General features: G+C 71.9%; 11 protein-coding genes. 6 read left to right on the plus strand and 5 right to left on the minus strand.

Annotated features, from left to right (window positions below):
• The first annotated feature begins 92 nt into the window (after window positions 1-92).
• The gene (hemB, locus tag ACIPUC_RS34900; RefSeq protein ID WP_446594400.1) at window positions 93-1,094 is read left to right on the plus strand and encodes a porphobilinogen synthase; all 1,002 of its coding nucleotides are present in this window, start codon (window positions 93-95) and stop codon (window positions 1,092-1,094) included.
• A gap of 66 nt (window positions 1,095-1,160) precedes the next feature.
• Window positions 1,161-1,433, plus strand: a complete 273-nt coding sequence (locus tag ACIPUC_RS34905) for a DUF1876 domain-containing protein (RefSeq protein WP_446594401.1) — start codon at window positions 1,161-1,163, stop codon at window positions 1,431-1,433.
• A 40-nt stretch (window positions 1,434-1,473) separates the two neighbouring features.
• Here ACIPUC_RS34905 and ACIPUC_RS34910 read toward each other — a convergent pair whose 3' ends face one another.
• Window positions 1,474-2,220, minus strand: coding sequence for an ABC transporter permease (locus ACIPUC_RS34910; RefSeq protein ID WP_446594402.1), 747 nt, complete (start codon window positions 2,218-2,220; stop codon window positions 1,474-1,476).
• Window positions 2,217-3,143, minus strand: coding sequence for an ATP-binding cassette domain-containing protein (locus tag ACIPUC_RS34915; protein ID WP_446594403.1), 927 nt, complete (start codon window positions 3,141-3,143; stop codon window positions 2,217-2,219). The genes ACIPUC_RS34910 and ACIPUC_RS34915 overlap by 4 nt, the downstream gene beginning before the upstream one ends.
• Window positions 3,144-3,243: 100 nt before the next feature.
• Between ACIPUC_RS34915 and ACIPUC_RS34920 the strand changes: the two genes are divergently transcribed.
• Window positions 3,244-4,038: a TetR/AcrR family transcriptional regulator gene (locus tag ACIPUC_RS34920; protein ID WP_446594404.1), complete on the plus strand. Its 795-nt coding sequence runs from the start codon at window positions 3,244-3,246 to the stop codon at window positions 4,036-4,038.
• Between the two features lie 138 nt (window positions 4,039-4,176).
• On the opposite strand, the gene ACIPUC_RS34925 is transcribed toward ACIPUC_RS34920, so the two are convergent.
• Window positions 4,177-4,974, minus strand: coding sequence for a VOC family protein (locus ACIPUC_RS34925; RefSeq protein WP_446594485.1), 798 nt, complete (start codon window positions 4,972-4,974; stop codon window positions 4,177-4,179).
• A gap of 188 nt (window positions 4,975-5,162) precedes the next feature.
• The gene (locus ACIPUC_RS34930) at window positions 5,163-7,856 is read right to left on the minus strand and encodes a BTAD domain-containing putative transcriptional regulator (RefSeq protein ID WP_446594405.1); all 2,694 of its coding nucleotides are present in this window, start codon (window positions 7,854-7,856) and stop codon (window positions 5,163-5,165) included.
• A gap of 222 nt (window positions 7,857-8,078) precedes the next feature.
• On the opposite strand from ACIPUC_RS34930, the gene ACIPUC_RS34935 reads away from it, so the two are divergent.
• A complete protein-coding gene (locus tag ACIPUC_RS34935) occupies window positions 8,079-8,924 on the plus strand; it encodes a Crystal protein ET79 (protein ID WP_446594406.1) in 846 nt (281 codons plus the stop codon).
• A gap of 2 nt (window positions 8,925-8,926) precedes the next feature.
• A complete protein-coding gene (locus ACIPUC_RS34940; protein ID WP_446594407.1) occupies window positions 8,927-9,436 on the plus strand; it encodes a hypothetical protein in 510 nt (169 codons plus the stop codon).
• A 61-nt stretch (window positions 9,437-9,497) separates the two neighbouring features.
• Here ACIPUC_RS34940 and argS read toward each other — a convergent pair whose 3' ends face one another.
• Window positions 9,498-11,258 (minus strand): arginine--tRNA ligase, encoded by a 1,761-nt coding sequence (argS, locus tag ACIPUC_RS34945; RefSeq protein ID WP_446594408.1) that lies wholly within the window; start codon window positions 11,256-11,258, stop codon window positions 9,498-9,500.
• 168 nt (window positions 11,259-11,426) lie between these two features.
• On the opposite strand from argS, the gene lysS reads away from it, so the two are divergent.
• A complete protein-coding gene (gene lysS / locus ACIPUC_RS34950) occupies window positions 11,427-13,157 on the plus strand; it encodes a lysine--tRNA ligase (protein WP_446594409.1) in 1,731 nt (576 codons plus the stop codon).
• Window positions 13,158-13,188: the final 31 nt, after the last annotated feature.

Here is a 13,188-nt window from a genome sequence, read left to right on the forward strand (position 1 = left end):
ACCTGATGTGAGTGGAGTGGGGCCCGGGTGCTGAGCGCCCGGGCCCTACCCTTGTCTGGACTGCTGTCGATGCTCGAAGAGGCGACTAGAAGATGAGCACGTACGGATCCTTCCCCGGCTCGCGGCCCCGGCGGCTGCGCACCACCCCGGCGATGCGGCGGATGGTCGCGGAGAACCGGCTGCACCCCTCGGACCTGATCCTTCCGGCGTTCGTGCGGGAGGGCATCAGCGAGCCCCTGGCGATCTCGGCGATGCCGGGCGTGGTCCAGCACACGCGGGACACGCTGCGCAAGGCCGCGGTGGAGGCGGTCGAGGCCGGGGTCGCGGGGATCATGCTGTTCGGGGTTCCGGCGGACGAGAACAAGGACGCGCTGGGCACGGCGGGCACCGAGCCGGACGGGATCCTGCAGGTCGCGATCCGCGACGTGAAGGCGGAGGTCGGCGACGACCTGGTGATCATGTCCGACCTGTGCCTGGACGAGTACACCGACCACGGCCACTGCGGTGTCCTCGACGAGCACGGCCGGGTCGACAACGACGCGACGCTGGAGCGGTACGCCGAGATGGCGCAGGTCCAGGCCGACGCGGGCGTCCACGTGGTGGGGCCGAGCGGGATGATGGACGGGCAGGTCGGCGTCATCCGCGACGCGCTGGACGAGACCGGCCACGAGGACGTCGCGATCCTCGCGTACACGGCGAAGTACTCCTCCGCCTTCTACGGCCCGTTCCGCGAGGCCGTCGCCTCCTCGCTCCAGGGCGACCGCAAGACGTACCAGCAGGACCCGGCGAACGCGCGGGAGTCCCTGCGCGAGCTGGCGCTGGACCTGGAGGAGGGCGCCGACATGGTGATGGTCAAGCCGGCCGGGCCCTACCTGGACATCCTGTACCGGGTGGCGCAGGCGGTGGACGTCCCGGTGGCGGCGTACCAGATCAGCGGTGAGTTCGCGATGATCGAGGCGGCCGCGGAGAAGGGCTGGATCGAGCGCGACCGGGCCATTGTGGAAACCCTGCTCGGCATCAAGCGGGCCGGCGCGGACACGATCCTGACGTACTGGGCGACGGAGGTCGCGGGCTGGCTGCGCGAGGCGCGCTGAGCGCTCGCGCTCCGTCCGCCGCGGGCGCACCCTGGAGGAAGGGTGAGCCCCTGGAGGTGATGCACCATGTCCACGCTCGTCGGGTGGCATGTGGAGCTCGAATTCACCGAGGAGGGCCACCGCACCAGTGCGGCGGCCCTGGTCAGACTCGGGGACGGCTCCGAGCTCAGGGCGCACGGCTATGCCATGCGCCACCCCTCCGACCCGGAGCAGCTGAGGGTCGGGGAAGAGATCGCGGGCGCTCGCGCGCTCATGGATCTCGCGTCGCAGATGCTGCAGAAGGCCCACTCCGAGATCGATGAGGTGACGGGCCGCCATTCCTATCCGATCAACAGCTGAGCGGCGGGCGAACCCGCTGACGCGTTCCGCCCGGAGCCCGTCAGCGGGTTCGCCGGTTGAAGAGGGCGGCCGTCAGGGCCACGGACCCGGCTGCGATCGCCGCGCACCAGGTCAGGGCCACCCAGGGGGCGTTGCCCGCGGGCTGGTCCAGGAGCAGGGCGCGGAGGGATTCGATCACCGGGGTCAGCGGCTGGTGGTCGGCGAAGCCGTGGAGCCAGCCGGGCATGGTGTCGATGGGGACGAACGCGCTGGACGGGTAGGGCAGGAACATCATCAGGAACGTGAATCCGCCCGCCGCCTCGGGGGACTTGGCGAGCAGTCCGAGCGCAGCGGCCAGCCAGGAGATCGCCGTGATGTACGTGACGAGGAGCCCCGCCGCGGCCAGGAAGGCGGGCGCGGAGGCCTGCGGGCGAAAGCCGATGGCGAGTGCGACGGCCAGTACCAGGGTGGTGGACACGAGGTTGCGCAGGACCGAGGCCGTCACGTGGCCGGCCAGGATCGGGATGCCGCCGATGTCCCGGGAGCGGAACCGGTCGATGACGCCGTTCTTCATGTCGTCGGCGACGCTGACGGCGGTGCTCGCCGCGCCGAAGCCCGCGCAGAGCAGCATGGCTCCCGGGACCACGTACGTCACGTACTGCGTCCCGGTGTCGATGGCCCCGCCGAAGAAGTAGACGAAGATCAGCATCAGCATGACCGGGAGCATCAGGGCGGTGATCAGCGCGTCCGGCTGGCGGCGGCTGATGCGCAGGCTGCGGCCGGCCAGGGCGAGGGCGGAGGTGCTCATGTCGCGGCTCCCGTCAGGGTGAGGAACACGTCGTCGAGGGTGGCGGTGCGGACGGCGAAGCGGTCCACGGTGGTGCGGTCCGGGTCGAGTTCGTCGAGCAGGGCCCGGACGTGGGCGGCGCTGCCGTCGGTGGGCAGGCCGACGGTGAGCTCGTCCGGGGCGAGGTGGACGGCCAGGCCGGCGAGCGCCTCGTAGGCGGCCCGGGTGGTCAGGGTCAGGTCGAGGCGGTGGCCCGCGACGCGGGACTTGAGGGCGGCGGGCGTGCCCTCGGCGGCGATCCGCCCCTCGGCCAGGACGGCGACGCGGTCGGCGAGCCGGTCGGCCTCCTCCAGGTACTGGGTGGTGAGCAGTACGGTCGCGCCGTCGGCGCGCAGTTCCCGTATGAGCTCCCACAGGTCCTGGCGGCCGCGCGGGTCGAGCCCGGTGGTCGGCTCGTCCAGGAAGATCACCTCGGGGCGGGAGACGAGGCCTGCGGCGAGGTCCAGGCGGCGGCGCATGCCGCCCGAGTACGTCTTCGCCGTGCGTCCGGCGGCCTCGGCGAGGCCGAAGCGGGCCAGCAGTTCGTCGGCGCGGGTACGGGATTCGCGTGCGGAGAGCCCGGACAGGCGGCCCATCGTGCGGAGCATCTCGGCGCCGGTCTGGAGGTCGTCGACGGCTGCGAACTGCCCGGTGAGGCTGATGCGTTCGCGGACCCGTGCGCGCTCGGCGGTGATGTCGTGCCCGGCCACGCGGGCGGTGCCGGAGTCGGGGGCGGTGAGGGTGGCGAGGAGGCGGACGGCGGTGGTCTTGCCGGCGCCGTTGGGGCCGAGCAGCGCCAGGACGCTGCCGCTCGGGACGGCCAGGTCTATGCCGTCGAGGACGCGGAGGCCGCCGTAGGACTTGGTCAGGCCGGTGGCGTGGATACCCAGCTCGTACGTGGTCATCGGGGACCAGGCTCCCTTCTGCGTATGGGTTACGCGCTTCTGTGTAAGTAATACACAGAACTAGGATGTGGGTCAACGACTCATGAGGGAGGGGGCGGCGATGGCGAAGGAACCGGCGGACGGAACGGCGGGTGACACGGCCGGTACCACCGGGCTTCCGGCGAGCCTGGAAATGGCCTGGGGCCTGCGCGAACGCCCCGGCAAGGGCCCGCGCCCCACGCTCACCCTCACCCGGATCGTGGACGCGGCCGTCGCGCTCGCCGCGGGGGAGGGGATGGACGCCGTCTCCATGGTCCGAGTGGCCAAGGAACTGGGCGTCTCGACGATGTCCCTCTACCGGTACGTCACGGCGAAGGAAGAGCTCTACATCCTGATGGCGGACGCGGGCGTCGGCCTCCCGCCGGCGCCTTCCGGCGAGCACGGGCTGGGCTGGCGGGAGCTGCTGTCGCAGTGGGCGTACGCGCAGCGGGCCGTCCTGATGGCCAACACCTGGATCCTGCGCATCCCGATCACCGCGGCCCCGGTCAGCCCGAACCAGCTCGCCTGGATGGAACGCGGGCTCGCCGCGCTGGCCGGCACCGGCCTGAGCGAGGGCGAGAAGCTCTCCGCGATCATCCTGATCGGCGGGCTCGTACGGAACGAGGCCACCATGGCCGCGGACATGATGGACGCCATGATGAAGTCCGGCGTCTCACCGGACGTTGCGATGGCCCAGTACCTGCGCACGCTGCGGCTGATGACCGGCCCGGACACCCACCCGGCGGTGACGCGGCTGCTGGACTCCGACGCGTTCGCCGGGGCCGACGGCCCGGACTTCCAGTTCACCTTCGGCCTGGGCCGCGTGCTGGACGGCCTGGCGGACCTGATCAGCTCGCGGAGCCGGCCCACTCCGTGAGGCCGGCCCAGGTCGCGGATGGCGGGGTGGCCGCCGGGGAGGGGGGCTGGCGATCACGGCGTCGCCGACGCCTGGGGTGTGGTGCCCCGGGCGCCGGGCAAGGTGGTGTGGTGCGAGTTGCGCTGGGCCGGGCAGCGGTCAGGCGGGCAGCTGCGGGGCCTTCGCCGTGATCACCGCGAACGGCGCGCCCTGCGGGTCGGCCAGGACGGCCAGGCGGCCCGCCACCATGTCGAAGGCGGGCATGAGGACCTTGGCGCCGGCCTCGGTGGCCGCGGCCTGGATGGTGTCCGCGTTGTCGACGTGGAAGTACGGCAGCCAGTTCGGGGGCGTGCCCGGCGGAAGGTTTCCGAGGCCCATCATCCCGGCCACCGCGCGGCCGCCGACCATGAACTCCCAGTAGGCCAGGTCGCCTTCCTCCTTGGACGCGCTCGTGGTGACCGGCAGGATGGCGGAGTAGAACGCGGCGGCCGCATCGGTGTCGCCGGTGCTGAGCTCGTTCCAGATCAGCGCGCCGTGCTCGTTGACGATGCCCGCGCCGTCGAAGCTGCCCGGCTCCCACAGGCCGAACGCCGCGCCGGTCGGGTCGATGGCGACGGCCATCCTGCCCAGGTCCATGACGTCCATCGGCCCCATGAGCACCTGGCCGCGCGCGTCGGTGAGGGTCTTGAGGGTGGCGTCGAGGCTGTCGGTGGACAGGTACGTCGTCCACACGGTCGGCGGCATCGGGTCGGGGATGCTGCCGTCCGGGTTCATCGCCTTCATGATCCCGGCCACCGGCTTGCCCTTGAGGGTGCAGACGGAGTACCCGCCCTGCTCGGGCGGGCCGATCTCGCCCTGCCAGCCGAAGAGTCCGCAGTAGAAGTCGAGGGCCGCCTGCTGGTCGGGGACCATCAGGTCGATCCAGCACGGGGTGCCGGGCTTGTAGGGGCCGTTCATGTCGGGCACGGGGGCCTCCGGTGGTGGGCGGGGGAGCGACGGGCCGTCCCCTACCCGGGCCGCATGAGCCGAATCGGGCCGTACGGGTGACGTTAGGCCCGCGTCACGTCGGCCGTTAGGGCCCTGCGGCAGCTTCGCGGCACCGGACCGGCAGACGGGGACACGTACGACTGCCGGGTGCCGAGCGGCTACTCGTGCCGGCTACGCGGTTGTCCGAGGGCCGCCGCCCGCGTCCGGCAGCGGCGGGCCTCCTCGCCGCGGCCGAGGGCACGCAGCGCCTCGCCGCAGGTCTCCAGGAGCAGCGCCTGGCGCTCCTCCGACTGCTCGCCGGAGGCCAGCTCCAGGCCCCGCCGGCCATGGGCCAGTGCCTCGTCCGGGCGCCCGGTGGCGAGGCAGTGGGCGGCGAGGTGGTAGAGGGCCAGGGCCTCGGTGTGGGGGTGATCGAGGCCCTGGGCCAAGCGCGCGGCCTGTTCGCGCCGGACCCCGGCGCCCGCCGTGTCGCCCGCGCGCTCCAGCGCGATGGCCCAGTTGACCAGGGCGATGACCTGGCCGGGCGGGTCCGCCGCCCGTAAGGCCAGGTCCGGCGCCCGGCTCAGGTGCTCCAGTGCCGCGGGGAGCTGTCCGTTCTCGGTGAGGACCCAGCCGAGCAGCGAGCGCAGGCGCGACTGCGCGTCCGGGTCGCCGAGTCCGGTGGCGGCGGTGAGGGCGTGCTGCAGGACCGGCTCCCAGCCGTCGTGCACTTGGCGCACGATGAGCGGCCACAGCTGTACGGCGATGCGCCAGGCCAGCTCAGGGTGCCCGGCGTCGGCCGCGGCCGCGACCGCCGCGGTGAGGTTGGCCCGCTCGGCGACCAGCCAGGCCATCGCTTCGGCGCGGTCGGCGAAGACGGGCGGCGGACTGGGCGTGGGCACACCGGCGGGCAGGGTGCAGCAGGGCTGGCTGCCGGGTTCGGCCGCTGCCACGGCGGCCCGGGCGGCGGACAGGTAGTGCACCAGCAGCCGGTGCAGCCCCCCGGCGTCGGCCCGGTCGGCGCAGGAACGGGCGTACAGGCGGGTCAGGTCGTGCATCAAGTACCGGTCGCTGGTCCGCTCCTCGACGAGGTGGGCCGTGGCCAGGTCCTCCAGGGCTCCGCGGGCCGCCAGGGGCGGCAGGCCGCTGAGGGCGGCCGCGGCGCCGGCGTCGAGTTCGGAGCCCACGTGCAGGGCGAGCTGGCGGAAGAGCAGCGCGGCGTCCGGTGGCAGCTGCTGCACGCTCATCCGCAGCGTCGCCCCGACGCCGAGGTCCTCGCCGCACAGCAGGGAGAGCCGCTGGTGTTCGTCGACCAGGCCGTCGGCCATGGCACGCAGCGGGAGCCGGGGCCGTGCGGCGAGCCGGGCGGCGGCCAGCCGCAGGGCCAGCGGAAGGCCGTCGCACAGGACGGACAGCTCCTCCGCGGCGGCGGGCTCCGCCTCCACCCGCCCGTCGCCGATGACGGTGCGCAGGACCCGCACCCCGTCGGCGGGCGCCAGCCGCCGGAGCGGCAGCAGCCGCGCGCAATCGGTGGCCACGAGCCCTTCCAGCCGGTTGCGGCTGGTGACCAGCACGGTGCAGCCGGGTGTCCCGGGCAGCAGGGGGCGGACCTGGACCGAGTCGCGGGCGTTGTCGAGCAGGACGAGGGCGCGGCGGCCGGCGAGCGTCGCGCGGTACAGGTTCTCCGCGGCGCGCGCCTCCGCGGGCAGGTGCTCCTCCGGGACCCCGAAGGCCTGCAGGAAGTCGTGCAGGACACCGGTCGTCTGGGGTCCGCTACCGTCCGGTTCCCCGGCGCGCAGGTCGGCGTAGAGGATGCCGTCGGGGAAGTCGGCGGCGTGCGCGTACGCCCAGTGCACGGCGAGCGAGGTCTTGCCGACCCCGGCAGGCCCGGTGACCACGCTCAACGGCGCCCGGTCCGTGCGCGCGGTGCCGGTGAGCCGCGCGAGGTCGTCCGTACGGCTGACGAAGCCGGCCGGAGCGCGCGGTAATAGGAACGGCGGCGCGGGCGAAGGGGGCGCCGGTGCTTCCCGCGCCCTGGCCGCCGGGGTGCGCGCGGCGGCGGCCGCACGCTGCGGGGATTGCCGGTACTGCGAGGCCTGCGGGGCCGACTGCGAGGGCTGCGGTGGCCTGCCGCGCAGCAGGGCCAGGTACGCCTCCGCCAGCGCGGTGCCCGGGTCGACGCCGAGTTCCCGGGCGAGCCGGCGCTGCGTACGGCGGTAGAGCGCGACGGCGTCGGCCTGGCGGTCCGCGTGGTGCAGCGCGCGGACGAGGGCCGCGATCAGGGACTCGCGCAGCGGGTGCAGCTCGGCGGCCGGCCACAGCAGCGCGAGGGCCTCCGCGCCCCGGCCACATGCATGCAGGGCGGCGGCGAACTGCTCCAGCGCCGCCAGGTGTTCTTCCACCAGCCGGTCGGCCGCCGCGGTGATCAGCGGGGTGTCGCCCACCCCGCCGAGCACCGGGCCGCGCCACAGCCCGAGGGCCTCCCGCAGCAGCTCCGCCGGCTGTTTCCCCGGGGGCGGGGCCGCGGACCGGCGCACCAGCTCGCGGAAGCGCCACAGGTCGGCCGAGCCCGGCGCGGCGCGCAGGGCGTACCCGCTGTCCCGCGTGACGACGTCGGTGTCCCGTTCGGCGCGCAACAGGCCGCGCAGGGCCGACACATGTCCGTACACGACGGTGCGGGCGTGCGTCGGCGGCCGGTCGTCCCACAAGGCCTCGGTGATCCGCTCGGCACCCACGGGAGCGCCGTCCGCCAGGACGAGCAGGGCCAGCAGGGCTCTGCGCTTGGGCGGCCCGAGCGGTATCTCGGCCTGTGCCGAGAAGGCCGACACCGGCCCGAGCAACCGGAAGTCCATCACGTGCCCCACCTGCCCCACGTCGTTCCTTGTCGCACCTTACGAGCCCATACGGGCCCACTCGCGGGCGAAGAGGGATAGAGGCGGGAAGTGGTTCACCAAGTACGCCAACTCAGCCGGAATCCGCGTTAGATCGCCGTTAGGCCCCGTCGGCAGGCTCATCGCTGCGAAAGCCGGAACGAGGAACAGGAGACGGGCATGTCGACCAACTCGCGATTCCACAGAGGAGCTCGGCGAACCGCCGTGGCGGTCATGGCGGCCGCCATGGCGCTCGCCCCGGCCGTCACGGCCGTCGCGGCGACCGGGAACGACACCTCACAGCAGTCCTCGGTGGTGGCGCAGTCGGCGCGCAGCACCAAAGTGACCGTCGTCAACGAGACCACGACGACGATGTACCGCAACTACACGTCGCTCTCGCACGGGGTCTGGGACGACGAGACACCGCCCGAGACGATCGAGGGCTACAAGTCCGCCACCTGGGGGTCACACTCCTCGGGGATGATGACGGGGACGGAAGGCGACGCCTGGTACGCCCTCGCGACCGGCGGCGAGGCCGCCATCCACTGGGACAACCCGTACGCGGGCAGCAACTACTACAGCTGCTTCGTGCCCGTCGGCTACACCTGTGCGCGCACGGGCGGCGGCGGCAACAACGCGACCGTGACGTTCACCATCGGCCGCGACGGCGCGAGGACGGCGGCCGCACCCGCCGGTGCGCAGGACGGGTCGTTCTCGGCGATGGCGGCCCGCAGTACGCAGGTCAAGCTGCAGAACCGCACCCCCAACACGATGGACCGCACGTCGTCGAGCCTGTCGCACGGCACGTGGAGCGAGAACATGATCCCGCCGGACCGGGTGTACCCGTTCGGTGACGGCACCTGGCGGTCGGAGTCGAACGGCTTCATGACCGGGACGGAAGGGGCGGCGGTGTACAGCATGCTCAACGTCGGCAACGTCAGCATCGGCTGGAACAACCCCTTCTCGGGCAGCAACAGCTACTACTGCACCGTTCCGGAGGGCTTCAGCTGCAGGCAGTACGACGGCAGTGGCGACAACGCCGCCGTCACCTTCACCGTGACGAAGGGCTGACGATGAACCGACGCATCGCAGCGGTGGCGTGCGCCGCCGCGCTGACCGTGACCGCCGCCGGGACCGCCTCGGCCGCCCCGGCCCCCGCACCCGTCGGCGTGACCGCTGGGCCGACGCCGGGACAGACGTACGTGATCGCGCCCCAGAACGCGCCCGACAAGTGGCTCGGCGACAACGACTACTTCGGTTCCGTCGTGTGCCAGGCCAGCCGGCTCTGGTACGGCTCCCGGCACGACAACGCCGTATGGCAGGTGACCGGGAACAACGACGGCACCATTTCGCTCGTGAACATGGACGCGGAGCAGAACCGCCAAAGCCTGGCGTCCACGGGCACCGGGATCCACATCGACGAGGGCCAGGGCGACGAGTTCCACTGGTACGTGACCGCCGGTCCCGGCGGGACGGTCGCACTGCAGAACAAGCGGACGCGCCAGTTCCTGACCCTCGCCGCAGCCGGGGTGGTGGGAGCCGCCCAGGCCTTCCACTGGTACATGGTCAACCAGCGCCCCTGACACGACGGTGGCCCCGCCTCCCGGGGAGGGAGGCGGGGCCACCGTGTCGAGCCGCCCTGCGTCAGAGCTTCTCGGGCGTCCGGATGCCGAGGAGCGACATGCCCTTGGTGAGCGTGCGGGCCGTCAGGTCGCACAGGAACAGGCGGTTCTCGACCTGCTCCGGGGTGTCCGCCTTGAGGACCGGGCACTCCGAGTAGAAGGTCGTGTAGAGCGAGGCCAGCTGGTAGAGGTACGCGGCCAGCTTGTGCGGCGCGTACTCCGACGCCGCCTCGGCGATGAGCTCGCCGAAGTGGTCCAGGTGCAGGCCCAGCGCACGCTCGGCCGGGGCCAGAGCCTGCTCCGGGTGGGCAGCGGGCGTCGCGTCCCCGGCCTTGCGCAGGATGGACTGGATGCGGGCGTACGCGTACTGGAGGTACACGGACGTGTCGCCGGTCAGCGAGACCATCTGGTCCAGGTCGAACTTGTAGTCGCGCGCGGCGGAGGTCGAGAGGTCCGCGTACTTCACGGCGCCGATGCCGACCTGAACCGCCCGCTCGCCGATCTCGGCCTCGGACAGGTCCTGCGCCTTCTCCCGTACGACGGCCGCCGCGCGGTCGATGGCCTCGTCCAGCAGGTCCACCAGACGGACCGTCTCGCCCTCGCGGGTCTTGAACGGCTTGCCGTCCTTGCCGAGGACCGTGCCGAAGGCCAGCTGGACGGCCTTGACCCCGTCGTGCAGCCAGCCCGCCCGGCGGGCGGTCTCGAAGACCATCTTGAAGTGCAGGGACTGCCGCGCGTCGACCACGTAGAGCAGGGTGGTCGCGTCCAGCTCGGCGACGCGGTTGCGGATCGCCGAGAGGTCGGTGGCCGCGTAGCCGAAGCCGCCGTCCGACTTCTGCACGATCAGCGGGGTCGGGTTGCCGTCCGGGCCCTTGACGTCGTCGAAGAACACGCACAGCGCGCCGTTGGAGCGGACGGCGACGCCCGACTCCTCCAGCAGCTTGCACGTCTCGACCAGCATGTCGTTGTACCCGGACTCGCCGACCACGTCGGGGTCCCGGATGTCCATGTCCAGCTTGTTGAAGACGGAGTAGAAGTAGATCTTCGACTCGTCCACGAACCGCTGCCACATCGCCAGGGTCTCGGGCTCGCCGGCCTGGAGCTCCACGACCCGGGCCCGGGCGCGCGTCTTGAACTCCTCGTCGGAGTCGAAGAGCGTGCGCGAGGCCTTGTACAGCCGGTTGAGGTTGGACATGGCCTCCTCGCCGGAGACCTCCTCCTCCGACTTGTGGTCCAGCTCGTGCGGGTGCTCCAGCAGGTACTGGATGAGCATGCCGAACTGGGTGCCCCAGTCGCCGATGTGGTGGCGACGGACCACCTTCTCGCCCGTGAACTCCAGGATCTCCACCATCGCCGCGCCGATCACGGCGGACCGCAGGTGGCCGACGTGCATCTCCTTGGCCACGTTCGGCTGCGCGTAGTCGATCACCGTGGTGCCCGGGTTCGCCGCGAGCGGTACGCCGAGCCGGTCGTCGAGCGCCCGCGCCGCGAGGGTCTCGATGATCGCCTTGTCGGTGATGGTGATGTTGAGGAAGCCCGGGCCCGAGACCTCGATCTCCTGGATCAGGTCACCGGTCGGGATGCCCTCGACCACGGTCGCCGCCAGCTCGCGCGGGTTCGCCTTCGCCTTCTTCGCGAGCGCCAGGATGCCGTTGGCCTGGAAGTCCGCCCGGTCGCTTCGTCGCAGCAGCGGGTCGGCGGCACCGGCCTCCGGCAGGGCGGAGGCGAGGGCGTCCGCGACGCGCTGATTGACGGAAGAAGCGAGGGAAGGGACCGAGGCCATGAGCTGCCGTTCCTGTGAGGTTGCACTTGGTTGTTCCGACAAGGGCCGAGTATCCCACGGCGGAGCCCCTCGTTTCTCGGGAGAATCCCGGGCGCCGAGCAACCTCGGAGTGGCCCATTCCGTCTGGGAGAATGGCTGAAGCCAGCATTCGAGATAGAAGGACGTGTCGTGGCTCAGAGCAGCACCGAGACCGACTGGGTCTCCCGTTTCGCGGACGAGGTCATCGCCGAGGCGGAGCGCCGAGCACCCGGCAAACCTGTCGTCGTCGCGTCCGGACTCTCCCCCTCCGGCCCGATCCACCTGGGCAACCTCCGCGAGGTCATGACCCCGCACCTGGTCGCGGACGAGATCCGCCGCCGTGGCTTCGAGGTCCGCCACCTCATCTCGTGGGACGACTACGACCGCTACCGCAAGGTGCCCAAGGGCATCCCCGGCGTGGACGAGGAGACCTACGGCCAGTACATCGGCCGCCCGCTGACGGCCGTCCCCGCCCCGGCGGGGTCGCAGTACGGCAGCTGGGCCGAGCACTTCAAGGCCGCCATGGTCGAGGCACTGGCCGAGCTGGGCGTCGAGTACGACGCGATCAGCCAGACCGAGCAGTACACCTCCGGCGCCTACCGCGAGCAGGTGCTGCACGCGATGAAGCACCGCGGCGACATCGACGCCGTCCTCGACCAGTACCGCACCAAGCAGAAGCCGGGCGGCAAGAAGCCCCAGCAGAAGCAGGTCGACGAGGCCGAGCTCGAGGCCGCCGAGGGCTCCGGCGCGGCCGCCGAGGACGACGGCAGCACCGGCGAGGGCGGGTACTTCCCGTACAAGCCCTACTGCGCCGAGTGCGGCAAGGACTTCACCAAGGTCACCTCGTACGACGACGAGACGACCGAGATGACCTACGTCTGCACCGAGGACGAGTTCACCGAGACGGTCAAGCTCAGCGAGTTCAACCGCGGCAAGCTCGTCTGGAAGGTCGACTGGCCGATGCGCTGGGCCTTCGAGGGCGTGGTCTTCGAGCCCTCCGGCGTCGACCACTCCTCGCCCGGCTCGTCCTTCCAGGTCGGCGGCCAGATCGTGCACATCTTCGGCGGCGAGCAGCCGATCGGTCCGATGTACGCGTTCGTCGGCATCAGCGGCATGGCGAAGATGTCCTCCAGCAAGGGCGGCGTCCCGACCCCGGCCGACGCGCTGAAGATCATGGAGCCGCAGCTGCTGCGCTGGCTGTACGCCCGCCGCCGCCCGAACCAGTCCTTCAAGATCGCCTTCGACCAGGAGATCCAGCGGCTCTACGACGAGTGGGACAAGCTGGAGTCCAAGGTCGCGGACGGCTCCGTGCTGCCCGCCGACGCGGCCGCGCACAGCCGCGCCGTACGCGTCGCCTCCCACGAGCTGCCCCGCACCCCGCGCCCGATGCCGTACCGGACGCTCGCCTCGGTCGTCGACATCACCGCCGGCCACGACGAGCAGACCCTGCGCATCCTCAGCGACCTGGAGCCGGAGAAGCCGCTCACCTCGCTCGACGAGGTACGGCCGCGCCTGGACCGCGCGGAGAACTGGATCACCACCCAGGTCCCCGCCGACCAGCGGACCCTCGTACGCGAGGAGCCCGACACCGAGCTGCTGTCGTCCCTGGACGACGACGGCCGCGAGTCGCTGCGCCTGCTGCTCGAGGGACTCGACTCGCACTGGTCCCTGGACGGACTGACCACGCTGGTCTACGGCGTTCCGAAGGTGATGGCCGGCCTCGAGCCGGACGCCAAGCCCACGCCCGAGCTCAAGGTCGCGCAGCGCACGTTCTTCGCGCTGCTGTACCGGCTCCTCGTGACCCGCGAGACCGGCCCGCGACTGCCCACGCTGCTGCTGGCGGTGGGCGCGGACCGGGTGCGCAAGCTGCTCGCCGTCTGATCCACACCGGCATGTGAAAGGGCCCGCACCC

The organism is Streptomyces sp. LARHCF249 (genome assembly GCF_052871255.1).

Coding starts and splice junctions, on each gene's coding strand:
- ACIPUC_RS34925 (WP_446594485.1), bottom strand. CDS start 4,974: ATGAACGGCCCCTACAAGCCCGGCACCCCGTGCTGGATCGACCTGATG.
- ACIPUC_RS34915 (WP_446594403.1), bottom strand. CDS start 3,143: ATGACCACGTACGAGCTGGGTATCCACGCCACCGGCCTGACCAAGTCC.
- ACIPUC_RS34905 (WP_446594401.1), top strand. CDS start 1,161: ATGTCCACGCTCGTCGGGTGGCATGTGGAGCTCGAATTCACCGAGGAG.
- ACIPUC_RS34940 (WP_446594407.1), top strand. CDS start 8,927: ATGAACCGACGCATCGCAGCGGTGGCGTGCGCCGCCGCGCTGACCGTG.
- ACIPUC_RS34910 (WP_446594402.1), bottom strand. CDS start 2,220: ATGAGCACCTCCGCCCTCGCCCTGGCCGGCCGCAGCCTGCGCATCAGC.
- argS (WP_446594408.1), bottom strand. CDS start 11,258: ATGGCCTCGGTCCCTTCCCTCGCTTCTTCCGTCAATCAGCGCGTCGCG.
- ACIPUC_RS34920 (WP_446594404.1), top strand. CDS start 3,244: ATGGCGAAGGAACCGGCGGACGGAACGGCGGGTGACACGGCCGGTACC.
- hemB (WP_446594400.1), top strand. CDS start 93: ATGAGCACGTACGGATCCTTCCCCGGCTCGCGGCCCCGGCGGCTGCGC.